The following is a 25678-nucleotide window of genomic DNA, read 5'->3' as shown; positions in this document are numbered from 1 at the left end:
GTCATAAAAGGAAAATGACTCATCATTTTCTTCTGTCGTTCTAATTACTTTTGACAGTCGGTTTCTTGTATCAGTTGATTTTCTTCAACATGTTTTTTCGCAGTTATTTTTCCAACTCTGCAATTACTTCTAGAAATTATATAAACTTCTGATTCTAAATTTTCCATTTATAATATTGTATTTTTTTAGTTATTCTAAATATCTTCTCAATGTCCAAGCCATCGTTTCATGCGCTAACATCAAACTTGTTAAGAAATCAGCAGTTCCCGCATCCTTATTTTCATCAGCGCTTGCATCAACATCTTTTCTTAGCTGAATGATTAACGTTTCATGATCTTCTAATAGCTCTTTTAGCATTTCTTTTTGACCTGGATATTGATTTGGAGATTCCATGATAATCGTTAGCTCTGAAAACTCTTTCATTGTACCAATCGTCTTTCCACCCAATTTGCTAATTCGTTCTGCAGTTTCATCAACAGAAACTTCCAGCTGAGTATATTGTCCTTCAAACAATTTGTGAAGTTCCATAAAACTTTGACCGGATACATTCCAATGAAATTTTCTTACTTTGATATATAAAGTCATTTCATTTGCCAAAATTGAAGACAAGATCGAAATGCTGTTTTTTAAATGTGCTTCTGTAATCCCTATTTGAAGTTTCATATTTTCTTAATTTTATTTGAATAATATTATCGTATCAAAAAATGTAGTTTTTATTCTACCGTTAAAACATTTGAAGTTTAAATCATGCTTATCGAGAAAATTTTACATTACAAAGATCATTGCATTCCTCTGAAAGAGTATTATAAAATTAGAAGAATAAGTTACATCTTTCACACCTTTTTTTGTTGTAAGATAATGGTAATCAATATTTTTAAATATTTTATTTCTTTTTTGTTCATACTGTGATAATTTAAAAAAATAGCTTTTCAAATTACATCATCTTGTATTTTACAAATGTAATTTCTATTAACTAATTTGGAATAAAAACTCCATCTGAGGGTTAGGCTATCGAAACTTCTTTGGCTAAATAAATTTCTTGTACTGCCTGAATGAGTTGTACGCCTTCGCTAAAAGGTCTTTGAAAAGCTTTTCTACCCATAATTATTCCCGCTCCACCAGCTCTTTTATTTATTACAGCTGTTTTTAAGGCTTCTGCCAAATCAGTTTCGCCTTTTGATTCTCCCCCGGAATTAATCATATTAATACGTCCTGAATAACAATTCATTACTTGATATCTACATAAATCTATGGGATTTGAGCTGGATAATTTTGTATACATTTCCAGATTTGTTTTGGCAAATTGTATTGAACTAAAACCTCCATTATTGGTTGGGAGTTTTTGCTTAATGATATCTGCTTGTATAGAAACTCCTAAATAATTAGCTTGACCGGTAATGTCCGCCGCGGTATTATAATCTATGTTGTCTTTTATAAAGGCATCATTTCTGGAATAACACCAAAGAATAGTTGCCATTCCTAAAGTATGTGCTTCTTCAAAAGCCTTTGCCACTTCAATTATTTGCCTGTCGGATTCAGCTGAGCCAAAGTAAACGGTGGCTCCTACGGCCACAGCACCCATGTTCCAAGCATCTCGAACACTCCCAAACATGATTTGATCGTATTTATTGGGGTAAGTCAATAATTCGTTGTGATTAATTTTTACCACAAACGGAATTTTATGGGCATATTTTCTGGATAGCATTGCAAGACCGCCCATCGTGGAAGCAACTGCATTACAACTCGCTTCAATAGCTAACTTGACGATATTTTCCGGATCAAAATAGATTGGATTTGGAGCAAAAGAACTTCCTGCAGTATGCTCAATTCCCTGATCTACAGGCAAAATTGAAAGGTATCCAGTGTCCGAAAGTTGACCATGATGGTACAATTGTGCTAAACTCCTAATTGTTTGCGCATTTCGATTGCTTTGTAAAAAAACAGTATCGATATGGGAAGGATTCGGCAAGTGAAGCTGATCTTTTATAATTGTTTTACAAACGTGATTTAACAAAGCGTCTTTCTCATCTCCTAACAAAGCTAGCAATTGGGATATGTCTTTCATTTTAAGTAGCTTTTGAGAGTTTCTGTAAAACATTATTTAAGAGGTAAAAATTTGTTACAGTCAAATTTTGTAAAACGGATAGTCAGTATATCCTTTTTCATCTGCTGTGTAAAATAAGTCCATATCAAGTTCCTCGGATAAAGGCCAATCATTTTGGAATCTTTCTACTAAATCAGGATTATTAATAAAAGGTCTTCCAAAAGCAACAAGATCTGTAAGTCCAGATTCTAGAGCTAATTCGGCACTTTCCTTTGTATAACCACCGCAAATAATCATGGTATTTTTAAAATTTTGACGAATTAATTTTTTGATTTCCAGAGGAACGTCAGGAGCACCCATAGCGGAATGATCCACAAGATGAATGTAGGCAATATCAAGTTTGTTAAGCTCTTTAGATAAATAATCATAAGTAGCTTCAATTTCAGGATAATGTGGCATATCGCTGGCAACTCCATAGGGCGATAGCCGTATTCCGGTTTTTTCTTTTCCAATCGCTTGAGCAACGGCCGCAGCCACTTCAATTACAAATTTGCAACGGTTTTCTACACTTCCTCCATAATCACCTGTTCGAATATTACTAACCGGAGAAAGAAATTCTTCTAATAAATATCCATTGGCAGCATGTAATTCTACACCATCAAATCCTGCAAATAGCGCATTTTCAGCTGCAGAAATATATTCTGTTTTGGCGTGTAAAATATCTTGACGGGTCATTTCATTAGGTACAACAAAATCTTGTAAACCATTTGCATCTGTCCACATTTGCCCCGCTGCTTTTACCTGAGAAGGGGCCAGTATTAAGGATTCTTTTGGCATGTTTAAAGGATGGCTAATTCTTCCGGAGTGCATTAATTGAACTATTATTTTTCCTCCGTTTTTATGAATGACAGCAGTAGTTTTTTTCCAGCCCTCTACTTGTTCAGCATTAAAAATACCAGGAATTCTAGCATATCCTAATCCATTAGGCGACGGTGATGTCCCTTCAGTTATAATAAGGCCTGCACTCGAACGCTGATTGTAATATTTAGCCATCAATTCATTAGGAACATTTCCAATCGCTCTGCATCGTGTCATTGGCGCCATCACAATTCTGTTTTTCAAATCGATGGAACCTAATTTTTTTGGTGTAAATAATTCGTATGTTTTCATTTTCTTTACGCTTATGTTGTTGACATAAAGATACTTATATTATATTAATTAAAAATATCTTTCAAAATAAAGTTGTAGTCTTTAGAGATGGATCTAAAGCTTTAAAAATCTTTGAGATAAGAATCGTTTTAAAAATCTAAAACTACAGTTAGCTTTAATTCCGTTTAAACATGATTTTTATTATGTTTGGGAACTTTAATTTTATACTTACAAAGGATGAAGTATTCTCTAAATAAACTTTTCGTCTAATGATAATTTTAAACAAAATTTTTTATAACACTAAAAACTAAAATATAAGTTAGGCAACATTTTTTTATCGTTCTAATTAACGGGTATCAAGCTCGTGTACCTATTCGTTGGTCATAGGCGGAAGATTGGAAAACCCCTATGTTCTTGATGCCGTTACGCCAATCTGGCAAATCAGAAAAAATGCTACCTAACAAAATATATTTTTATTCTTTTATCAGCAACTAAATACGATGCTCGTTTTCCAGAAATTAATAGGTTCTTCTAAAGACCATTTGGCGCATTAGCCTCATTAAATAAATCTTCAATTGCAATAGTGCATTGTGCCACCATGGATGCATGTTTTATAAAATCTATATTTCCAACCATAATGTTTGGAGCCGAAAATCTGGCCACTTTATAAAAAGGAAAATTTCATGGCTCAACACCAAAAATAGCTCCTATACGGCTGCAACGTACATAAGCATCACCATATTTTGGTTTTGGATGCTTATCTGCCAAAAATGTCTCCGCGTTAGTTGAATAGGAATCAAAAATATCAGCACTTAATAAAATTTCACCTTCTGTTTGAACAATTAATTTGCCCATTTCTAACGATATAATTTTAACTAGATGTTCTTTTTTATCACGCATCAAAGCAGCAACTTTATGCAATATTACAGCACGATGCTTATATTATAACTAGTTTGTTTCCATGAATTAAATGTTTTTACAGATTGTGCAATAAACATATCGACAGATTCATCATTCATTTCATCAAATGACCGTATGACTTCATTGGTAAAGGGGTTTACAGTTTGAATAGCCATCTTTTATTTTTAAAAAGGATTGGTAGTAGTGTCTTATATTTTTTACGGAGTTGTTAAACCGTACATTGCTTCGTATTTTGACATAATATTTATTTCACCTATGGAAGTAAAAAACTCTTCAAGGCGCTTAATATGGTCAATTGTAAATTGTAAGTGTACTTTGAGTGCGTCAGCTAATTCTTCGGTAGCAGCGTTCTTAACTAATATGGGAATTGAGATAATTAACGCTTTTTCAGAAAAGTAAATTTCTTTTAATTCCTCTAAAAAAACATTGCGACAACCCTTGCTTGTTTCAAGAATGGTTTCGTCTGAATTTCCTTTCGCTTTGTGCAATATGGTTTTTTTACCCATTTTGGTGATTGTACTTTTCAAGTGTTTTAATTTAGGTTCTACATTAAAATAATATAGTAAAGTTATTGTTTTACACTTATAAATTCATTACATAATATTCCAAATGAGTTGTAACATTCACACATATCACTATGGAAATTTGCTATACATATCTATTGTTTTACTTCATTTTTTAAGGGTGAACCCTGTTCAAAATCAGTGTAATTATTTAAGGTAGTAATAGCAATCTGGTCTAGTGCTTCAATGGTAAAAAAGCCCTGATGTGGCGTAATCAATACATTGTGAAAAGCCATCAATCGCTCAATTAAATCATCGTGAATAATGCTTTCAGATAAATCCTTAAAAAATAAATTCTCTTCTTGTTCATAAACATCTATTCCTAGATAACCTAATTGTTCTTTTTTTAAAGCTTCAATAGCATGCGATGTTTTAATCAAAGCGCCACGGCTGGTATTTATCAACATCGCGCCTTTTTTAATTTTAGAAAATGCTGTCTTGTCAAAAAGGTATTTTGTGTCAGTGGTAAGAGGGCAGTGCAGCGAGATGATATCAGAATTTTTAAAAAGTTCATCCAAAGTTCTGTAAATAACACCTTTTTTTATTAATTTCTCGGATTCAATAACATCGTAAGCAATGACATTGCAACCAAACCCTAACATTATTTGGCAAAAAGCGGCACCAATTTTCCCAGTCCCAATTACGCCAACCGTTTTTTCATGAAGATTGAATCCAGTAAGATTTTCTAATGAAAAATTACTTTCCCGAACTCTATTGTATGCTTTGTGCGTTTTGCGATTTAAAGTTAAAATCAATGCTACAGCATGTTCTGCAACAGCTTGCGGAGAGTAAGCGGGAACCCGCATTACTTTAATGTTATGTTTTGCAGCTGCTTCAAGATCAATGTTGTTGAAGCCTGCGCAACGCAAATCAATAAGTTTTATACCTATTTCTGCTAATTTTGCGATTGCTTTTTTATCGATTGTGTCATTTACGAAGACACAAACGCCTTCAAATCCTATCGCCAAATTGGTAGTTTCACTATTCAATGGCGCATCAAAATAAACTAACTCGTGTTTATGATCCATATTAAACTTGTCTAAATATTCTCGGTCGTATGGTTTTGTACTAAAGACGGCTATTTTCATGGTTTGATTTTAAATTTGATATGGAGAATTCATATTATTTATTGTAGTTTATTTTTTGTTGACAGCAAATTGTAGCATCAAAATAAGAGAATTTCCTAAATGAGTCGGTTTAGTATAAAAATTAAAATGGCCAATCCAGTAAAAACGGTATGCTTGCAAGACTATAAAATATGATTTGAGGAGCAGGGAGAACTTTAACGGATCTGTTTTAAATCACAATTCAGGAAACAGAAAAAGACATTTAAGCCTAAAAAATAAATTCTCTCTGCACATAAAAAGCAGAGAGAATTTGTTTTGTAAAAATGATATTTGAAAGTATTCTGTTTTTCGTAGAAAAACGCATTTCAATCATTTTATTGTAATATTAAAAACTTATGGTCAAAGTAATAATAAATTATTTTTCTCATTACTTGAATTGGTTTTTCATGCAATAACAATCAAATTTTCAGAAAAATAATTTATGATTCGTCTTTTGTTGTACGCACTAAGCTGATTCCGGAAATGAAGAAAAGGATACCAAGTACACCGTAAATGATTAACGATTTAACATCTGTTGTTTCACCTGAAGTACTTGCAAATATAACTGCAGTGTAAATAAGTCCACCTATTCCAAGAGCAGTAAGTAATGCTCCAAAAATTCTTTTTAAATTCATGATTTTGATTTTTAAAATTTATACTTTTTTTAATGTAAGTTTTTAACTAATATGGTTTTAAACAAACACCTTTGAATAATTAATATTTCGTTTTGGGGAGATCATAATTACTTAACAAATGTATTTTGATTGAACAGCAAAAATGTTATACAATTGTTAATAAAAGTTATATCATTCACAGTTTAAAATAAATCGAATAAATCTTTACATTATATATTTATTTGTAAAACATTGACAATGAGGGAAAAATAAATTTAATTTTGTCTTATTAGAGTTATTTTTTTTTAGTTATGTTTTTGGTAGCGGCTTTATCTTTTTATCTTTATCCGTTTTAAATTGTATCAAGTTCTTCCCTCAATTCGGTACAGGCTTGGAGGCAAACATCTTCAAGTTGCTGCACTAGTTCATGTATCTCTTTTGATTTGTCTGGTGCTGTCGCTAATTCCTGAATTTTCTTTGACATATTTTCGTAATTTGAACTGATTCCCATTATTGAAAAGGAAGGTATCAATTTATGTGCGGAAGCGCCTAATAAACACCAATTTTCATTGGCTAAACTTTGCTTCATTGTAGTTACCAGTGCTGGAGTTTGTGCCAAATATAAAATTATCATTTCCTTTAATAGTGCTGGATTTGATTTTGTTCTATGATGTAGGTATTCCAGATTGGTGTATTTTGTCTTTTTACTCGCTACCTCTTTATCGTTAATAATTTTAGTATGCTTTATTGGAATTTTCCCAATTTTTATATGTTTTGGCTTTTTTAATATGTTGACTATCTTATTATAGAGTAATCTTTCATCAACGGGTTTCGCAATGTAATCATTCATCCCAACGGCTTTGCATTTAGCTAAATCCACGGTAGTTACATCCGCAGTTAACGCAATAATAGGAATAGATAAATTCATCGTTTTACGAATGTATTCTGTCGCTTCAAATCCATTCATAACTGGCATTTGTAAGTCCATTAATATAATTTCGTAATCTTTTTCTTTTATTTTTTCAATAGCTATTTGCCCATTTTCAGCAATGTCTCGTTCAAATCCAAAATCATCTAACAATGTTTTCATCAATAATTGATTTAGCGGAATATCCTCAACTATTAATACTTTTATATTATTTATTTCTGCATCTAATAATTCTTCTTCATTTTCCAATTCTGCATCTGCGTTTGTTTTTTGAAAAGGCAAGGTGAAACTAAATGTTGAACCCTCATGAATAATACTATTTACAAAAATACTTCCTCCTTGAGGTTCTACTAATTGCTGCACAATAGCAAGACCAAGTCCAGTTCCGCCATATAATGTGGAAGTTCCGCTAGTTGCCTGTTGAAAATTTTCAAATATAGTTCCTATTTTTTCTTCAGAAATACCAATTCCGGTGTCCGTTATGGCAAATTTGAGTATTACTTTTTCATCATCTTCATGCAATAAATCGACACTTACCGTAATTTTCCCTTGAAATGTAAATTTAACGGCATTACTTACTAAATTTAAAACAATTTGATGCAAACGAATCGGATCTCCAATCAGAACATCTGGAATTTTATTATCGTATTCCTTAATAAGTTTTAAGTTTTTTTCCTGAATTTTGTTTTCAAATAAATGAAGCATTGCCGTGATTGAAGATTTCATTTTGAATGGCGTTTTCTCAAATGTCATCTTACCGGCATCAACTTTTGCCAAATCGAGTATGTCGTTAATGAGGACAATTAAGGCATCACCACTTATTTTTATTGCGCTTAAATATTCTTTTTGCTTGTCTGTCAATTCCGTTCTCAGTATCACTTTAGTAAATCCGATGATCGCATTCATTGGTGTACGGATTTCGTGACTCATATTCGACAAGAATCGCTGTTTTGCTTTTACGGCACTTTCAGCTGTAATCGCAGCATTTTCGGCGTTAATTTTAGCTTCTTCAGCAATTTTGGTGGCTGATTCCGCTGAAATTTTAGCTTCAAGTAATTCTCTTTCAGCTCTTTTTTGATTGGTCACATCTCTTGCAACAATGGCCGCTCCAAGTACATTTCCTTTATCATCTTTATATACTGCTCCATTGAATAATACATCATTCAATTTGCCATTTTTATGACAAAGAATTAATGGACAATCTGCAATAAATCCTTTTTCAAATACTTTTTGGTATAATTTGCGAGCCTTTTTTGGTTCAGTAAAATAATTAAAAAAATCTGTTCCAATTAATTGCTGTCGAGCGATACCGGTTTCTTTAACCGATGCATTATTCATGTCGGTTATTTTCCCTTCCGGATTGATGGCAAATAATGGATCATGACTTGCTTCAATTAGACTTAAAGAATATTCAGAACGTAATTTTTGGGCTTTAAGGTCGGTATTCAGTTTTTTCAATTGCTGCGCTTGAACTAATAATTCCTGATTTTTTGTGTGCAAATCCACAAAAACAGCTACTTTCGCTTTTAATATTTCAGGCGAAATAGGTTTAATCATATAATCTACAGCACCGGCCTCATATCCTTTAAAAATTTGTAAAGAGTTATCCATGCTGGCCGTTAAAAAAATTATCGGTACATGTTTAAGTTTATCGATTTGTCGAATTAGTTCTACGGTTTCAAATCCATCCATCTTAGGCATTTGCACATCAATTAATATGATGGCAAAGTCTTGTTGGTGAAGTAGAATTTTTAAGGCTTCATTTCCGGAATTTGCTTTGACACACAAATAATTTTCATTAGAAAGTATTACTTCTAAGGCAAACAAATTCTCTGGTAAATCATCGACCAATAAAATTTTAACAGGGCTATTTATTTCCATTTTTAATTGTAAAACAAAAGTTTAAGAGTTGAGTGTTTTTCTTTAAATATCAAAATATCAATCAAAAAATGCAACGTATGATGATGTCTGTATATCGCGTTCTTGAAAATGTTTGATTATTTGCTTAACCACACACGCATTAATGATAACAAACGTTCAACATCAATTGGCTTCGTGATGTAATCATTGGCGCCTGCATCAATACATTTCTGTTTGTCGTCTTTCATCGCTTTAGCCGTTAGGGCAATTATCGGTAAGTTTCTGAATTTTATCTGAGATCGTATCTGTTTCATTGCTTCATAACCGTCCATTTCTGGCATCATAATATCCATTAAAACCAAATCAATATCAGAATGAACTTCTAACATTTTTAATGCATTCTTGCCGTCTTCGGATTTTATGACTTCCATTCCTCGTTCTTGTAATATTTTTGATAAAGCAAAAACATTTCGCATGTCATCATCGACCAATAATATTTTTTTTGAATGAAATATAGCTTCTTTATCATGCAAATTATTAATCATCATTTGTTTCGATTTGGGTAAATTGCTAATCGTTCGGTGAAGAAAAAGAGCTGTTTCATCCAGCAATCGTTCTTCGGATTTTATCCCTTTTATAATAATGCTCTCCGCATATTTGTGCAGCAGATTATTTTCCTCTTTTGTAAGTTCTTTTCCGGTATAAACGATAATAGGAGGTAGGTTATGGCCTTTTAAATCGCCCAGTTTTTGGATAAGTTCAAAGCCAGTCATATCTGGTAATCCTATGTCGAGAATGATGCAGTCAATGTGTTTGTGCTCAAACAATTCTAAAGCCTCTTTTCCTGTTGCTGCCTCATAACATTTTACATCACCACTGCCAATGAGTATTTTTATTGCTTTTCTGGAATTTTCGCTGTCTTCAATAATCAACAGTTTTTTTATCTTTCTATCCACAAAATTTTGAATTCTGTTAAAAGCTTGTTCCAGACTTTCTTTCGCTATTGGTTTCATCAGATATTCTACCGCGCCTTCTCGGATAGGTTCCAGCGAACGGTCATCAGCCGATATGATATGAACCGGAATATGCCTTACCGAAGAATTTGTTTTTAGTTCAGTCAATACTTGTCTGCCTTTGATTCCTGGTAAACCCATATCAAGAATGATGGCTTGAGGTTTGTATTTTGCAGCAAGGGCCAGACCGTCTTCTCCGGAAGATGCTGACAAGCATTTGAATCCTTTTTTGTTGGCTTGTTTTAAAAGTATTGAAGCAAAATTTTGGTCATCTTCAATGATTAGTACTATTTTATCATCACTGTTTATGGTATCTCTGTCGTCTTTTATTGTTGGATAATTGAGGAATCGACTATCAATTTCAGAACGTGGCGCATTCGAAACAGGTTTCAATGGGATTTCGTTTTGAGACTCTTCTGTAGCGTAAATTTCAAATGGGATTATCAGTGAGAAAGTAGAACCTTTGTCTAAATTACTTTTCACTTTTATTTCTCCTTTTAATAATTTTGCAAGTTCCCGTGAAATAGAAAGTCCTAATCCAGTTCCACCATATTTTCTGGAAGTACCTCCTTCGGCTTGCTGAAAAGCTTCAAATATGGCTGCCTGCTTGTCTTCTGATATTCCAATTCCTGTATCACTAACTGAAATGCGCAAAGTATTTTCGGTATTAGATTCCAGATCAATAAGTACACTTCCTTTTTCGGTGAACTTTATCGCATTGGATAAAAGATTTCTCAAGATCTGATTCAAACGCTGAGAATCAGTGTAAATAAACTCGGGTAAATTATCGGCCTGTTTGCAAAGTATTTCCAGTCCTTTTTGCTCAGCTTGATGCTTAAAATCGCGAATAATATTAGCTGTAAAATTTCTCAGTGCTACTTTTTCAATATTGATAGCCATTTTTCCAGCCTCAATCTTGGAGAGATCCAGCACTTCATTGATTAAGACCAAAAGATCGTGACCACTTTTATAAATTATTTCTGCACTTTCAACTTGAACTTCATCTAGATTTTTTTTTCTGTTTTCGGATAAATCTTTGGATAATATAAGCAAACTATTAAGAGGTGTTCTTAATTCATGCGACATGTTTGCAAGAAATTCTGATTTGTACTTGCTGCTAATTTCCAGTTGTTTTGTTTTTTGTTCAATATCATTTTTAGAGGCTTCAACTTCCTTATTTTTCTCTTCCAATGATTGGGTTTGCTCTTCCAGTTCTTCGTTGGTCATTTGCAATTCCTCTTGCTGTTGTTTTAGATTTTGCGCTTGTTGTTCTAATTCTTCATTCAGTTGTCTTAGTTCTTCCTGCTGAATTTGAAGTTCTTCAGCTTGATTCGAAAGCTCTTTGTTCGCAAAACTTAATTCCACAGCCCTTTTTTCTTTTTCATCATTTTGAAAGGCAAGTTCTTCATTTGCAATAACTAATTCTGCTGCTCTTTTTTCTTTTTCTTCATTTTGATAAGCGAGTTCTCTGTTAGCAACAACTAACTCTGCGGCTCTTATTTCTTTTTCTTCAGCTTGTTGCACAGTATAGACACTTATAGCAATACTGCTCATAGCAACATTTACAAATTCTTTTTCGGTTTCGTTAAATTCTGCAAGCTTGCCTATTTCAATTACACCTATCGTTTTTCCATCGAGCAAAAAAGGGGTAATAAGCAGATGTTTTGGTTTTGCATCCAATACGGATGAAGTGATACGAATTTGATGATCAGTTACATCTGATATTGAAATTTGCTTTTGTTCCCAGGCAGCCTGACCAATTAATCCTTCATTTAATTTAAAATTTTCTTTTGAGTCATTAGTAGATGAAAAAGCAAATTTTCCACTAAGCAGTAGAGTATTTTCGTTTTCATTAAAAAGATAAACGGCGCCAATATTGGCCTTCAGATAGTTACATAGAAAACTTATGGTATTGTTTGCCAACTGTTCTATATTTTGATCTCCCATTAATTTTTCACTAAGTGCTGAGTTACCGGTAAGCAACCAATTTTTACTGGCAGTTTGTGACTCGGAATTTTTAAGTGCTTTTAAATTTGTAGCAACAATGGTATAGACAACAATAAGAATCAATACAATAACCAGCAGTAAAATAGCAAAAACAATATTAAACTTACTGGCATCTTCCGCACTATTTTGAGTCCTTTGCGCAAGAAGCGAACGTTCTAATTGCTGTGATTCACTAATTATTTTTCGTATTTCGTCTTGAATTTTTTTGCCTTCGCCAGAAGCAATAAAGGCTCGTGCTTTTTCAAAATTATTTTTACGAAGGTTTATACAGGTATTTAAATTGTCAAATCGCAGTTGAAGCACTTTTGTAAGTTTCTCGATATTAATTTGTTGATTGAAATTGTCTCGTGTTAATTTATTTATTTTTTTAATATTCTCAATTATTTTTGTATTAGCGGTTATATAATGCTTCAAAAAATTATCATCGCCTGTTATAACATAACCTCGAACTCCTGTTTCTGCATCAACAGAAGTAAGTAAAATTTGTTCGAATTCATACAATACCTGATTGGAAATATTTACCAAAGTATTTGAAGCAACAAATTTTTCACTGTTTTTAAAAGAAAACAATGCAACTCCGACAAGGACCATTGCACAAGCAATAAATCCGATAACGATTTTTCTTCCTAAGTTCATTTTCGTACTGTTATTTATAAAATTTAGGCTTTTTATTTTTTTTGTTGATCTAATTGTATTAATAATTTGATTATATCCTCCAATGGTAAAACGTAATCTGCCACAATTGCTGCAATTGCTGACATTGGCATATATTCAGATTCTGCTGTTTTTGGGTCTTGAATGATGGCTAAACCTCCACAGTCTTTTATTCGTTTAATTCCTTTTGTCCCGTCACTATTAGATCCTGTGAGCACAATTCCAATTAATTTATTTGTATACGCTTCGGCTGCTGATTCAAATAACACGTCAATTGAAGGTCTTGCAAAATTTACACGCGCGTCTATAGTAAGAGAAAACGTTTTATCCTTTTCAATCAATAAATGATAATTGGGAGGGGCAATATAAATGTTTCCTTTTTCAATTGCATCTTTTTCATCGACTTCTTTTAGATTGAGTTGACTTTTTTCACTTAAAAGTTTTATCCAATGACTATCAGATTGAGCGCTTAAATGCTGCACTACGATAATCGGAATATTAAAATGCAGTGGCAAAGAGGAAGATAAAATTTTCAACGCACTCATGCCTCCAGAAGAAACTCCTATTACAATTGCTTCATATTGCATATTCAATATTTCTTTTTAAAGATGCGTTGTTTGGTGTCCAATTCAAAATAATGGGTATATAAATCAGAAAATCGTAAACTTTCTTTAGAACCCAAACAGAGTACGCCGCCATTTATAAGACTACTGTAAAAAAGATTTTGGACTTTATTTTGTAAATTTTTATCAAAATAAATCAGCACATTGCGACACAATATTAAGTTCACTTCTGCAAAAACACTATCGGTTACCAAATTATGATTGGCCCAAACAATATTTTTTTTTAAGGAATGATTCATTATGACATTATCATAATTGGAAGTGTAATAACTGGAAAATGATTCTTTTCCTCCGGCCAACTGATAATTAGAAGTATACTCTTTTATCATTTTGTTCGAAAAAATTCCATCTTTCGCACGGTTTAGAGCCATCTGATTAAAATCAGTAGCATAAATGGTTGTTCTGTCATACAAGCCTTCTTCCTGCAAAAGAATAGCCATTGAGTAGGCTTCTTCTCCCGTAGCACAACCTGCATGCCATATTTTTATGAAAGGATATGTCTTTAAAATAGGAATAACATTTTCTCGTAATGACTTGTAGAAAACTGGGTCACGAAACATTTCTGTTACTGTTATTGACAAATCTTGTAAAAGTTCAGAAGCAAATGTTTCATCATTCAAAACCTTAGATTGCATTTCAGAAATATCTTCAAATTTCGATAGTGCCATTCTGTTCATAATCCTGCGCCTGATATGAGCTTGGGAATACTCCCTAAAATCGTAACCGTATTGCTGATCGATTGCTTTTAACAACAATGAAATTTCCAAATCTGACGTTTCTTTATACCGCATTATAAAACAATTTTGGTTTTAATATTCAACCAAATGAGGGATGATTTATTTAAATTATCTATTAAATTTTAACAAAATTACATTGGAAAACGGATTACATACGATCCATGTACCAATTTAATTCTTTTTCCATTTTTTGATATTTAAAAATAGCCGTAATTATTTTTTGCAGACGAACAAAAGCAGTTTCACTTTTTACTACATAATCAAATGCTTTGTGGTGCATACAATTTATAGCCACTTCAATTTTATCTTGAGAAGATAGCATTACAACTGGAATTTCTGGATTAAAAGCCTTTACTTTATCCAAAGTTTCTAGTCCGTTCATGGCGTTTTCTACAATACCGTCCAATTGATAATCTAATATTACCACATCTGGACTGTGAGATAAATTAGATATGCAGAGTTCTCCCGTAGGATAAGTTTCTACTATAAAATCAGCATTTTCTAAGAATTCAATTTCTAACGATTTTAAAAATAATGCATCATCATCCACAAGAAATATTTTTATTTTATCATTGTTATTATTCATTAAATAGTATTTTTAATTATGTTAAATTCTTCTTGTAATTCAATACATGCTTGTAAACAAATTTTTTCTAGTTCTAACACCAAAGTAGCAATTCCATCTGTTTTTTGTTCTACTATTGCGAAATCTTGGATTTTTTTTGCCATGTTTTCAAAATCAACACTCATCCCCATTATTGCAAAAGATGGAATCATTTTGTGTGCTGCTGCTCCTAATAAAGTCCAATTTTTTTGTGCTAAACTTTGTTTAATAGTATGTATTAAAGGGGGTGTTTGTTCTAGGTAAAGAGATATCATTTCCATCATTAGCGTAGGATTCGATTTTGTTCTTTCATTTAAATATACTAGGTCAATATATTTTATTTTTTTTGCTGTAGTCCCTTCTTCTTCCTTTTCTAATGTTTCTTTGAGTTTGGCATGTTTTGGCTTTTTTAAGAGGCCTATTATTTTACTGTGTAACAATCTTTCGTCAACAGGTTTTGCAAGATAATCGTTCATCCCCACAACTTTGCATTTGGCCAAATCGACGGTGGTCACATCAGCAGTTAACGCAATGATTGGTATTTTTGAATTCATTGTGTTGCGAATGTATTCTGTAGCTTCAAATCCATTCATTTCTGGCATTTGTAAGTCCATCAAAATAATATCGTAGACGTTTTTCTTTAGTTTTTCAATCGCTACTTTACCATTTTCGGCAATGTCCCAAATAAATCCAAAATCATCTAGCAATGTTTTCATTAGCAATTGATTCAAAGGAATATCTTCAACTACTAAAACTTTTATATTTTTTAATTTTGTACCCAGTTCGATGTCTTCATGGCCTAGTTCAGCATCAGAACTTGTTTTTTGAAAACTTAAAGTAAAACTAAATGTAGAGCCAATACCAATTGTGCTTTTTACACGAATGGTTCCACCTTGCTGTTCTATCAGTTGCTTTACTATCGCTAAACCTAATCCTGTTCCTCCATAAAGTCTACTAGTTCCGCTAGAAGCTTGTTGAAAATTTTCAAATATTTTTCCTATTTTATTTTCAGCAACTCCAATTCCATCATCAGTTATGGCAAATTCAATAATCGCTTTATCATTGTCTTCATGTATCAAATTTACACTTACGGTAATGTTTCCTTTTGATGTAAATTTAATGGCATTACTGACCAAATTTAAAATGATTTGGTGTAAACGAATCGAATCACCCAAAAGTACAGCAGGAATTTTATTGTCATATTCTGTAACTAATTTTAAGTTTTTTTCCTGTATTTTGGTTTCAAATAAGTGAAGCATTGCAAATACAGACGTTTTCATTTTGAACGGAGTTTTCTCAAAAGTCATCTTTCCGGAATCTACTTTTGCTAAGTCCAAAATATCGTTTATTAGTACGATTAATGCATCACCACTCATTTTAATAGCATCTAAATACTCTTTTTGTTTGCAGCTCAATTCTGTTTTTAGTACCACTTTTGTAAAACCAATGATAGCATTCATCGGCGTACGAATTTCATGGCTCATATTCGACAAAAATTGTTGCTTAGCTTTTACTGCATTTTCAGCTATAATGGTAGCACTTTCGGCGCTTTTCTTTGCTTCTTCAGCTATTTCTGTGGCTAATTCGGCAAAAACACGTGCCTCAATCAGTTCGTTCGCAATTCTCTTTTGTTCCGTCACATCTCGAGCAACAATTACAACACCAATAACATTTCCTTGATAATCTTTATAGACGGAACCGTTAAATAAGACATCGGTTAATTTGCCGTCTTTGTGACGAATGGTTAGCGGAGAATCAGCAACAGATCCCTTTTCAAATACTTCTTGATATACTTCTCTAGCTTTTTGTTGCTGGGTAAAATAATCAAAAAAATCAGAGTCAGTAAGTTCCTCTCTCGTCATACCTGTGATATTTACCAATGCTTCGTTCATATCGGTAATTTTTCCTTTGGTATTTATGGTAACCAGTGGATCTTGGCTTGCTTCAATCAGACTTAGAGAATATTGCGAAGCTAATTTTGCAGAATTATTAATTTCTGTAAGTTCTTTATTGACAATTTCCCTTTTTTTATTTTCTTTATTTTGAAATAGTAACTCTTCGTTAGTAATCACTAATTCAGCAGCGCGTTTTTCTTTTTCCTCGTTTTGGTACGCCAATTCTTTGTTGGCAATCACTAACTCCGCTGCGCGTTTTTCTTTTACTTTATTTTGATGCGCGAGTTCTCTATTTGCGATTTTCAAATCCAATGCCCATTTTTGCTCGGCTATATTTCGAGATACTACAATCACTCCTGATGGATTTCCTTGATCATCTCTAAACATAGTTCCGTTGAACAGTATATTTGTTAATTTACCCTTTTTGTGATGTAGCGTTAGAGTAGAATCAACTACGACTCCATTGGTAAAGGCTTCTTGAAAAACATCCTTTGCTTTTTGGGGTTCGGTAAAATAATCAAAATAGTCAGTGCCAATTAAGCAGTCACGACTGATACCCGTAATATTTACCGTTGCCTCATTTACGTCCGTGATTTTCCCCGCAATATCAATTGAGATTGTAGGGTCTAAAATGGCTTCAATTAGACTTCTTGCATATTTTGATATCTGATTATTTATGATTTCTATTTTTTATTAAATTTTTTGAAAAAATTGGTTTAATTAAATCTTATGGCTTGCCAATTTCCTCAATTGGGTTGCGCCTTTTGTCTTTTAACTGTTTAAAATGAGAAGGGGAAAGACCAGTCACTTTTTTAAATTGACTGGATAAATGAGCGACACTGCTGTAATTCATTTTCCAGGCAATTTCCGTGATATTTAATTCTCCGTAAATAATTAACTCTTTTATACGTTCTGTTTTGTGGGAAATTATAAATTGTTCAATTGTAGTTCCTTGCACTTCCGAAAATAAGTTAGACAAGTAGGTGTAATCATGATTTAATTGTTGACTCAAATAATCCGAAAAATTAATTTTAATAGGTTCAACCGTATGATGCACCATTTGTATAATTACATTTTTAATTTTTTCGATTAGCATCGATTTTTTATCATCCATCAATTCAAGTCCTGAATCCAAAAGAGCCGCCTTTAAGAGTTGTCTTTGATCCATAGAAATATTTTCCATGATCTCGACCTCTCCTAATTCAACAACTATAAAGTGAAGTTTAAGCTTTTTCAACTCTTCTTTAACCGCCATTTTACAGCGATTACTTACCATGTATTTTATGTACAGTTTCAAATATTTTTATTTTACAGTTTGAACAAAAATAGCTTTTCATGCTAAAGGTACATTATAAAATTTAACAAATATGTTATAAAATTTATTCTTGTTCAGCCAATTTAACTTATTTGGAAGGCATTTCTTTAAATTTACTTTTAGTAATAATTTAAAATTAAAGATAATTGCCGAAATTTGATTTTTGTTACATAATTATTTTAAATGCTTGTTTAATTACTATTGTTAATTTGACTCTAAATCAAATGTGTTTGTAATAAATACCATTTTACTAATTAAAAAAATAACACTAAAAATAATCTTTGACTCGATCTTATTTTAGATTTGTGGAAGCAACTGTGAAGCAAGATTTCTTAATTAGAAAAGAGAAATTCAACTTAAAATTAATTTAGAGGAAAAGAGTTAACCCAATCTAATGACTTGATGGAGGATACTTTATTTTCTGAATTCATTGTAACGCGGAGTTCTTTGTTTGCTACTTTTTTTGAATACAAACCTTTGTAACGAAACACCGTTGACTTGTCAAAATTATTTCTGTATGCTTCAACCAATTGAAGGTCGATAAATGTACCGTAGAATTGACGAAAACGAGTGCAAGTTTTTGTCAGTCTTTCCTCAGTAGTGTTTTTAATAACAGAAGGGGTTGCTTCGTTTAATGTGAATGGTTTGAATTTAGATGTATTGCAAGTCATCAAAACTCTTTTGCCAAGCTCATAAGCTTTACTCTTTTGACTTTCACTAATTTCAGATAATGTAAGTTTCTCAATTTTAAATACTTCTGGCTCTGCTGGTGAAGCTACAATATTTTTTGATTTACAGCCAATGAGCAAAAAAATACTCAAAACAATAATTAATTTTTTCATGATTTATTTTATTTTTAATAAGATATTGGGGTCCGGACAGTTCTCTAAATAATGTTTCAGATTATTTTCACTGCAAACGCCGGGATAGTCCCCAAAGGTATTCGAAATTTCTTTTATAATTTGAAAATGCAAATGAGGTGCATAATCCCCATTTACCGCAGCATCACCCAAAGTGGCTATTTGTTGCCCTTTTTCATAAACATCTCCAATTTTGATGTCACTGATACTTTCTAACGATAAATGACCGTATAAAGTGTAAAATTTATGGTCTTCAATTTTGTGTTCTAAAATTATTGTAGGACCATAATCGCCCACGCCAGTATTGTAATTAAAACTGTGAATAAATCCGTCAATTGCTGCCAGAACAGGTGTTCCTGCTTTAATCCATAAATCTAAACCGATATGAATGTTGCGTTCTTCCGTTTTTGAATCGTTGAAAATTTCACTTCTTTGATACAAATTTCTAATTTCATTGTAGCCGCCGTAAGCAACTTTTGCGTCATTTTCTGTTAAATAGCTTTCTATATATTTTTCAAAATCGGTTGAATTATCGATCTTGTTTTTGTTAAAAGCTTCATTTGTAATGGATAAATCCAAAGGGATGTACTGATTGTACTCAATTCTGTCATCTATCACTTTAACATTTTCAATGCCGTGTAAGATGGTTTCTAATCGTTTCATGTTTTATAAATTTTTAAAACACTAAAATTAAATAAAAAATGCCAACATAAAAATTTTACGTTGGCATTATACCTTTAATTTAAAATTATGCCCCTAGAGATTTAAGAATACGTAATTTTTTGATTTTAAAAACAATTTTTTGTTATGAATAGAGTGTCTAGAATCTTTATTTTACTGCTAGTAATTCAACAAACTCTATAATCGGATCTTGTGACAGAAGTGTTCCGGCATTAGTCATCAACGCTTCTGCAATTTTACCAGCAAGATGCGCTTTTCTACCTTCTTCAGTTTCGAAAGTATCAAAAATGCCAAAAGTAGATGTTCCTATTTGCCATCCGTACCACTTTACTGTTTCTGGTTCATCTAATACTAAAGGTAAAGCGCTTTTTAAAAATGCTGCAACTTCTTCTTCTTTTCCAGCTTTAGCTTCTAATCGAGCTAGTAGTGCATATTTTTCCATAATTATTTTTTTTAGAGAATAAAGGTAATACTAATCGTTTTTATATCTATCGAGTTTAACTTTTGTTCAGTTACTTATTTTTTTAAAACCACTTTTATTTAAAACCCAAACGAACATAAAAAAACAATCCTAACCGTTGCCGATTAGGATTTATAACTTAGAAAATATTTATTTTAATATAAACTTGGATATTTTGATGGATTTACTTCATTCATCATTTCGTATACTTTCTCAAAAATATCTTCAGCAGAAGGTTTAGAGAAATAATCTCCATCTGTACCGTAAGCCGGTCTGTGAGCTTTTGCTGTCAAGGTTTGTGGCTTACTGTCTAAATGATGATAAGCATCTTGTTGCTCAATTATTTGTTGCAAAATATAAGCCGAAGCGCCTCCAGGAACATCTTCATCAATTACTAACAGACGATTTGTTTTAGCAATACTTTTTACAACATCTTGATTGATATCAAATGGAAGTAAGGATTGTAAATCGATAATTTCGCAGTCAATTCCAACTTCAAGCAGTTCTTTGGCAGCTTGCTGAACCAATCGTAAAGTTGAACCATAAGAAACCAATGTAATATCAGAACCTTGTTTCAACGTTTCCACCACTCCGATTGGAGTTTTGAATTCGCCATAATTCATCGGCATTTTTTCTTTCAATCGATAGCCATTCAAACATTCGATTACTAAAGCAGGTTCGTCACATTCTAACAAACTGTTATAAAAACCAGCTGCTTGTGTCATATTTCTTGGAACCAAAACGTGAATTCCTCTGATGGCATTTATAATCATTCCCATAGGAGAACCTGAGTGCCAGATGCCTTCTAAACGGTGGCCACGAGTACGTATAATAAGAGGTGCTTTTTGTTTGCCTACTGTTCTGTATCGCAATGTAGCTAAGTCATCACTCATGATTTGGATAGCATACAATAAATAATCTAAATATTGAATTTCGGCAATGGGACGTAAGCCTCTTAGCGCCAATCCAATTCCTTGTCCTAATATAGTAGCTTCACGAATTCCAACATCGGCAACGCGTAACTCTCCGTATTTTTCCTGTATTCCTTCTAAACCTTGATTCACATCCCCAATGGCTCCGGCATCTTCACCAAAAATTAATGTTTCAGGGTATTTTGTAAAAATGGCATCAAAATTATCACGCAGAATCATTCGGCCATCCGTGTCTTCTTTAGCATCTTCATGGTAAATTGGCAATACTTCCTCAACAGAAAAAACATTTAAATCAGTTTCAGAAAATAAATTACTGCTAAAATTCTGTTGTGTTTTAGCGATGTATGCTGTAATCCACTGCGAAAGTTCTTCTTTACCAGATTCATTTTGAATTAAACGCAATAATTTTCGGGCAGTGACCAAAATTTCTTTTTTTAAAGGAGATTTGATTTCGCTTAAATCAGCAATAAATTTTAATATTATTGCTTTATTTGAACTGGAATCAGCTATTTTTTGCAATAATGCAACCAGTTCTTTTTGCTCTTCAACAATAGGTTCTATAAAGGCATTCCAAGCGGCTTTTTTGCCTTCTAAAACATCTTTTTTTGCTTGTGCATCAATAGCTTCGAGTTCTTCCGGTGATGCAATATTAATGGCAATCATCCATAATTTCATTTGACGAATACAATCAAAATCTCGTTCCCAAGCTAATCGGTCTGCGTTTTTGTATCTTTCATGCGAACCGGAACTGGAATGTCCTTGTGGTTGCGTCAGTTCATTGACGTGAATTAAAACAGGAACGTGATTTTCTCTGGCAATAGTAGCGGCTTTTTCATACGTGGCAATTAAGTCCGCGTAATCCCAACCTTTTACTCTTAGAATTTCAAAACCATTCGTGTTGTCTTCTCTTTGATATCCTTTTAATATTTCTGATATGTTTTCTTTTGTTGTTTGGTGTCTGGCATGAACAGAAATACCGTATTCATCATCCCAAACGCTCATTACCATTGGCACTTGTAAGACACCTGCAGCATTTATGGTTTCAAAAAACAAGCCTTCAGAGGTACTTGCATTTCCTATAGTTCCCCACGCAATTTCATTTCCTTCAACAGAAAAATTAGAAGCATTTGGTATTCCTGAAACTTGTCTGTATATTTTTGATGCTTGGGCAAGACCTAGTAATCTTGGCATTTGTCCTGCTGTAGGAGAAATATCAGCACTTGAATTTTTTTGTTTTGTTAAATTTTTCCAAGAACCATCTTTGTTTAAACTATGAGTGGCAAAGTGACCTCCCATTTGTCTTCCTCCTGACATCGGATCTTGTTCAATATCAGTATGGCCGTATAATCCGGCAAAGAATTGTTGAATAGTAAGTTCACCAATGGCCATCATAAAAGTTTGATCGCGATAATATCCGGAACGGAAATCACCGTTTTGAAACGCTTTTGCCATTGCAAGTTGCGGAACTTCTTTTCCATCACCAAAAATACCAAACTTGGCTTTTCCAGTTAATACTTCCTTGCGTCCTAACAGGCTACATTCTCGGCTTATCATGGCCGTGGTATAGTCCTTTAAAACTTCGATTTTGAAATCTTCAATCGTCAATGTAGTATTGGTTTTTTCTTTTATCATAATTGAAAAGTATAACTTTAAATGCCAAATTTACTTAAAAACAACGTATTTTCATAATACATTGAAAAAAATAGAATTTAATTTTTGCAATTTATTCTAATAAAAAGAACTTTATTTTTTCATTATATATAATTTTATTATTTAATATCTAAGAATACTTTAATAAATAATGATAATTATATTGGATTAGAACCATTTTCGATTAAAAAGATTGATTAATGTTTTAGGCGAAAAAGTTACAATAAAACGTATTTTTTCATTGTAATTATCTTGCGCAATTTCCCATCCATTGTTTGAATAGACCGGAAAATACAATTCAAAATAGTCTGTAACCAGATTTAGGCGAATTCCACTGTCGTAAACAAATCGCTGTTTCACGTCTTTATTTTTGATAAAACCAATATCGCCATAGACCTCAATCCAGTTCCATATACTATAACTCGCATTGAAGCTGGTAATCCATCGATTGGCAAAAGGAGTAGCAATTTTGGACTTAAAACCGCCTTCTGCCAATACATATTGTTGACTGTAAAGCCCCGTGCTTTCTGATCTTCCAAAATAATTGTAATCAAAAAGATAATCTGTGGGTCTGTCCAATGCAAAACTGAAAAAATCCGATTGTGTTTTATTATATAAAAAACTCCCTGTGTAAAAACGAAGATTAATTTGGCGGTTATCTTCAAATAGTTTTCGGTATTCAATTTCACCCGTAATTTTCCCGAATTTCCCCGAAATTTGTAAATCGGATGTAAAATTAAAATGATTGGTAACCTCCGTTTTTGTATTGATATATCTCACATCAAATACCGAATAATTTTCTGGTGAGTTGTCAAGCACCAAAGCGCTTTTTTCCTTATTTACAATCACTTGTCGGAATAAGAAAAGTTGTTTCCTATTATCTCTGAAATTTGGCTCCCTAATTCGTAATTGTACGGCCGGATTCAATCTAAAATAGGCGGCATCTTCGGCGTAATGAAAATAGGAGCCGCTTATAGAATATCGGGCATTGTAAAGATTGCTTTTTCTAAAATTTTGATTGACTACAAAAACGGCCGAACCGGATAAATTATTCGATTTAGTGGAGTAGGAGGGGTTGACGTCAAAAATAAAAGGCTTTTCAAGAATGGTTTTATTGTGGAGTCGCAGTCCGGGAGTCAAACCGTCGTACAAGTTGTAATAAATGGAGGGAACGTACAAAATTTGATTATAATACGGGTCTTCCAAGTCTTTCATGAATACAAATTTAACCGGACGATTGTTAGGAAAAAAACCTTCTAATTTCTTCCAATTATTTCTTAAGTTGTATTCTGGGACTTCATTTTTTAGATTTAAAATAATCTTATCAATACTGTTTCTGGGAATTGTAAATGTGCTGTCGCATTCTTCAATATCGAGCCATTGTTTAAAAACGATCGCTCCTTTTTTTGTGCCATAAACCGGAATAGGAATTGGCGCTCCTGTTCGGTTTTTAACTGAAAAAGTAATGCTGTCTTTAGTTTTTGTAACGCTTGAAAATTTATAATCAATAATGTCTCTGGAATCGATAATGGTTTTAAAAAACCAACTAATATCTTTAGTGGTTTTTGATTTTAATACAGTTTCAAAATCATATCTCGATACTTGTGTGCGATTATTTTTTTGATAAAATTCTTGTATACTTGTAATTACAGCATCGTTTTGTAAATAATCATCCAGAAAACGAATGCTTAATCCTGCCCGGTATTTACTGGCAATTTGTTCGTTAAACTTGATTAAAGTATTCTTTGGAGCTCCTAATGGCTGGTCTAGATTTTTCCGTGCCATCAGCATGTAAAAATAGCTGTACTGACCGTTAAAATCAATATTGGTCAGATTGAAACTTTTAAGCAATCGGATGTTAGAGGCACTTCCCATCATTTTAGTTTTCGGGTGATTTTCATCGATATATTTCATCATCGCATAGACTTGAATTCCATCGTAAATCCAATTGTCTTTTCTCGGATCCAGATGCAAACTCGTCTTTAGATATTCGTTTAAATAAGTTTTCAAAAACTTAATTTCAAAAATAAATTCGTCCGGAAACGGACTTATAAATGATGGAAGTTGATTTAATCCATAAAAAGGATTTTTTTCATAATCCGTCTGGGAAACTACAATTTTTTCGTACGGATATTTCCCAATCAAATTATTAGCGTAATTTACAATTCGGTCAATTATAATTGCTTTTTCAATGTTGTCTACTTTTTTGTTTTTCAAGTCAGTCAGCACTTCAACTGAACTGTTTCTATAACTCTCAAAATTAGATTTAGGTTCAATAATCAGACTAAAATCAGTTCTATTATTTCCCGACAATCTGTAATGTAAAAAATCATCTTTTCCAGTTGTCTTAACACTGTTTAAATCTGATATTGCTTCTAAAGTTGCCGGAAGTGTAAGGTCAACTTCGTAATCAGAAACAGCATTTGCAATATCCTCCAGATTATTATTGCTGTTTTTTATAAAAGTATGGTTTTCGTATCTTGCAGGAGTCAGGTACCAGTTTTTAAGATTAAAACTACCATTGTTACTGTAACCGTGTTTTGTAAATTTATCGCTTGGGATTTTTGAGATGTATGAAAGATGCAAAGTAATTTTCTGATTTGGAAGTAATTGCTCCTTTAATTGTACCACGATATAATCAGGATTTTTGTCTGGTCGTTGCCAAGATAAAAACTGCTGGGACGCATCGTTGATAATTAAATTTATCGTGCTGCCGCGTTCTTCTTCTTTGGCTAAATGAAAACCCCTGTAAAATTCGTCAGAAAATCGTTTGGCAAGCGGTGTGTTTTTAGTGGAAAAAGCATGATTCCAGTCATTCAAAACGATTGAAGACAACGTATCATCAGACTGATTTATAAAAATAATTTTTTGTTGTAATGACAATGTTTTATTATCAGCATCAAGCGCCGCAGTCATCTTGTTTTGATGTTGAGCATATTGATGCGCTGACGTTAATAAAACAAAGAAATAAATCGTTATTTTAAGGTATGATTTCAAAATTAGGTATTATTTATTAAAAAATAAATATACTTATAATTAGATAAATTTGCTCTGATGTTCCT

General features: G+C 32.7%; 21 protein-coding genes. All 21 read right to left on the bottom strand.

Annotated features, from left to right (window positions below):
• Positions 1 to 189: 189 nt before the first annotated feature.
• Positions 190 to 663, bottom strand: a complete 474-nt coding sequence (locus ACP7AT_RS04220; protein ID WP_426063101.1) for a Dps family protein — start codon at positions 661 to 663, stop codon at positions 190 to 192.
• Positions 664 to 1003: 340 nt separating this feature from the next.
• Complete coding sequence (locus ACP7AT_RS04215; RefSeq protein ID WP_426063100.1) at positions 1004 to 2065, bottom strand: class I fructose-bisphosphate aldolase; 1062 nt, start codon at positions 2063 to 2065, stop codon at positions 1004 to 1006.
• 60 nt (positions 2066 to 2125) lie between these two features.
• Positions 2126 to 3214 (bottom strand): alkene reductase, encoded by a 1089-nt coding sequence (locus ACP7AT_RS04210; protein WP_426063099.1) that lies wholly within the window; start codon positions 3212 to 3214, stop codon positions 2126 to 2128.
• 510 nt (positions 3215 to 3724) lie between these two features.
• Positions 3725 to 3856, bottom strand: a complete 132-nt coding sequence (locus ACP7AT_RS04205; protein ID WP_426063098.1) for a hypothetical protein — start codon at positions 3854 to 3856, stop codon at positions 3725 to 3727.
• Between the two features lie 18 nt (positions 3857 to 3874).
• Complete coding sequence (locus ACP7AT_RS04200; protein WP_426063097.1) at positions 3875 to 4093, bottom strand: aldehyde dehydrogenase family protein; 219 nt, start codon at positions 4091 to 4093, stop codon at positions 3875 to 3877.
• Between the two features lie 23 nt (positions 4094 to 4116).
• Entirely contained in the window at positions 4117 to 4269 is a 153-nt protein-coding gene (locus ACP7AT_RS04195) for a hypothetical protein (RefSeq protein ID WP_426063096.1), read from the bottom strand.
• A gap of 42 nt (positions 4270 to 4311) precedes the next feature.
• Positions 4312 to 4641, bottom strand: a complete 330-nt coding sequence (locus ACP7AT_RS04190) for a DUF892 family protein (RefSeq protein WP_426063095.1) — start codon at positions 4639 to 4641, stop codon at positions 4312 to 4314.
• A gap of 131 nt (positions 4642 to 4772) precedes the next feature.
• On the bottom strand, positions 4773 to 5765 hold the full coding sequence (locus tag ACP7AT_RS04185; RefSeq protein ID WP_426063094.1) for a 2-hydroxyacid dehydrogenase: 993 nt from the start codon (positions 5763 to 5765) through the stop codon (positions 4773 to 4775).
• Positions 5766 to 6223: 458 nt separating this feature from the next.
• On the bottom strand, positions 6224 to 6418 hold the full coding sequence (locus tag ACP7AT_RS04180) for a hypothetical protein (RefSeq protein WP_426063093.1): 195 nt from the start codon (positions 6416 to 6418) through the stop codon (positions 6224 to 6226).
• Between the two features lie 331 nt (positions 6419 to 6749).
• Positions 6750 to 9206: a response regulator gene (locus ACP7AT_RS04175; protein WP_426063092.1), complete on the bottom strand. Its 2457-nt coding sequence runs from the start codon at positions 9204 to 9206 to the stop codon at positions 6750 to 6752.
• A gap of 116 nt (positions 9207 to 9322) precedes the next feature.
• Positions 9323 to 12841, bottom strand: coding sequence for a response regulator (locus tag ACP7AT_RS04170; protein WP_426063091.1), 3519 nt, complete (start codon positions 12839 to 12841; stop codon positions 9323 to 9325).
• Between the two features lie 32 nt (positions 12842 to 12873).
• The gene (locus ACP7AT_RS04165; protein WP_426063090.1) at positions 12874 to 13446 is read right to left on the bottom strand and encodes a chemotaxis protein CheB; all 573 of its coding nucleotides are present in this window, start codon (positions 13444 to 13446) and stop codon (positions 12874 to 12876) included.
• A gap of 2 nt (positions 13447 to 13448) precedes the next feature.
• Positions 13449 to 14273, bottom strand: coding sequence for a CheR family methyltransferase (locus tag ACP7AT_RS04160; RefSeq protein WP_426063089.1), 825 nt, complete (start codon positions 14271 to 14273; stop codon positions 13449 to 13451).
• Positions 14274 to 14367: 94 nt separating this feature from the next.
• The gene (locus tag ACP7AT_RS04155; RefSeq protein ID WP_426063088.1) at positions 14368 to 14805 is read right to left on the bottom strand and encodes a response regulator; all 438 of its coding nucleotides are present in this window, start codon (positions 14803 to 14805) and stop codon (positions 14368 to 14370) included.
• Entirely contained in the window at positions 14805 to 17312 is a 2508-nt protein-coding gene (locus ACP7AT_RS04150; protein ID WP_426063354.1) for an ATP-binding protein, read from the bottom strand. The genes ACP7AT_RS04155 and ACP7AT_RS04150 overlap by 1 nt, the downstream gene beginning before the upstream one ends.
• Before the next feature lie 133 nt (positions 17313 to 17445).
• Positions 17446 to 17994 carry a helix-turn-helix domain-containing protein gene (locus ACP7AT_RS04145; protein ID WP_426063353.1) on the bottom strand — a complete coding sequence of 183 codons (549 nt, stop codon included), beginning with the start codon at positions 17992 to 17994 and terminating at the stop codon, positions 17446 to 17448.
• Positions 17995 to 18395: 401 nt separating this feature from the next.
• Entirely contained in the window at positions 18396 to 18875 is a 480-nt protein-coding gene (locus tag ACP7AT_RS04140; RefSeq protein ID WP_426063087.1) for a hypothetical protein, read from the bottom strand.
• Between the two features lie 3 nt (positions 18876 to 18878).
• The gene (locus ACP7AT_RS04135) at positions 18879 to 19556 is read right to left on the bottom strand and encodes a peptidoglycan DD-metalloendopeptidase family protein (protein ID WP_426063086.1); all 678 of its coding nucleotides are present in this window, start codon (positions 19554 to 19556) and stop codon (positions 18879 to 18881) included.
• 166 nt (positions 19557 to 19722) lie between these two features.
• Positions 19723 to 20016 (bottom strand): putative quinol monooxygenase, encoded by a 294-nt coding sequence (locus ACP7AT_RS04130; protein ID WP_426063085.1) that lies wholly within the window; start codon positions 20014 to 20016, stop codon positions 19723 to 19725.
• A gap of 173 nt (positions 20017 to 20189) precedes the next feature.
• Positions 20190 to 22598, bottom strand: coding sequence for an alpha-ketoacid dehydrogenase subunit alpha/beta (locus ACP7AT_RS04125; RefSeq protein ID WP_426063084.1), 2409 nt, complete (start codon positions 22596 to 22598; stop codon positions 20190 to 20192).
• Positions 22599 to 22784: 186 nt separating this feature from the next.
• Positions 22785 to 25532, bottom strand: a complete 2748-nt coding sequence (locus ACP7AT_RS04120) for an aminopeptidase (protein ID WP_426063352.1) — start codon at positions 25530 to 25532, stop codon at positions 22785 to 22787.
• Between the last annotated feature and the right edge of the window lie 146 nt (positions 25533 to 25678).

Source organism: Flavobacterium sp. DSP2-3-1, assembly GCF_049896865.1.
Taxonomy (GTDB): domain Bacteria; phylum Bacteroidota; class Bacteroidia; order Flavobacteriales; family Flavobacteriaceae; genus Flavobacterium.
This window is presented reverse-complemented; position numbering and strand designations above follow the sequence as displayed.

Excerpts from the sequence above, each read along its gene's own strand:
- ACP7AT_RS04220 (WP_426063101.1), bottom strand. The coding sequence starts at position 663 with ATGAAACTTCAAATAGGGATTACAGAAGCACATTTAAAAAACAGCATT.
- ACP7AT_RS04215 (WP_426063100.1), bottom strand. The coding sequence starts at position 2,065 with ATGAAAGACATATCCCAATTGCTAGCTTTGTTAGGAGATGAGAAAGAC.
- ACP7AT_RS04210 (WP_426063099.1), bottom strand. The coding sequence starts at position 3,214 with ATGAAAACATACGAATTATTTACACCAAAAAAATTAGGTTCCATCGAT.
- ACP7AT_RS04200 (WP_426063097.1), bottom strand. The coding sequence starts at position 4,093 with ATGCGTGATAAAAAAGAACATCTAGTTAAAATTATATCGTTAGAAATG.
- ACP7AT_RS04195 (WP_426063096.1), bottom strand. The coding sequence starts at position 4,269 with ATGGCTATTCAAACTGTAAACCCCTTTACCAATGAAGTCATACGGTCA.
- ACP7AT_RS04185 (WP_426063094.1), bottom strand. The coding sequence starts at position 5,765 with ATGAAAATAGCCGTCTTTAGTACAAAACCATACGACCGAGAATATTTA.
- ACP7AT_RS04180 (WP_426063093.1), bottom strand. The coding sequence starts at position 6,418 with ATGAATTTAAAAAGAATTTTTGGAGCATTACTTACTGCTCTTGGAATA.
- ACP7AT_RS04175 (WP_426063092.1), bottom strand. The coding sequence starts at position 9,206 with ATGGAAATAAATAGCCCTGTTAAAATTTTATTGGTCGATGATTTACCA.
- ACP7AT_RS04170 (WP_426063091.1), bottom strand. The coding sequence starts at position 12,841 with ATGAACTTAGGAAGAAAAATCGTTATCGGATTTATTGCTTGTGCAATG.
- ACP7AT_RS04165 (WP_426063090.1), bottom strand. The coding sequence starts at position 13,446 with ATGCAATATGAAGCAATTGTAATAGGAGTTTCTTCTGGAGGCATGAGT.
- ACP7AT_RS04160 (WP_426063089.1), bottom strand. The coding sequence starts at position 14,273 with ATGCGGTATAAAGAAACGTCAGATTTGGAAATTTCATTGTTGTTAAAA.
- ACP7AT_RS04155 (WP_426063088.1), bottom strand. The coding sequence starts at position 14,805 with ATGAATAATAACAATGATAAAATAAAAATATTTCTTGTGGATGATGAT.
- ACP7AT_RS04145 (WP_426063353.1), bottom strand. The coding sequence starts at position 17,994 with ATGGTAAGTAATCGCTGTAAAATGGCGGTTAAAGAAGAGTTGAAAAAG.
- ACP7AT_RS04140 (WP_426063087.1), bottom strand. The coding sequence starts at position 18,875 with ATGAAAAAATTAATTATTGTTTTGAGTATTTTTTTGCTCATTGGCTGT.
- ACP7AT_RS04135 (WP_426063086.1), bottom strand. The coding sequence starts at position 19,556 with ATGAAACGATTAGAAACCATCTTACACGGCATTGAAAATGTTAAAGTG.
- ACP7AT_RS04130 (WP_426063085.1), bottom strand. The coding sequence starts at position 20,016 with ATGGAAAAATATGCACTACTAGCTCGATTAGAAGCTAAAGCTGGAAAA.
- ACP7AT_RS04125 (WP_426063084.1), bottom strand. The coding sequence starts at position 22,598 with ATGATAAAAGAAAAAACCAATACTACATTGACGATTGAAGATTTCAAA.
- ACP7AT_RS04120 (WP_426063352.1), bottom strand. The coding sequence starts at position 25,532 with ATGACTGCGGCGCTTGATGCTGATAATAAAACATTGTCATTACAACAA.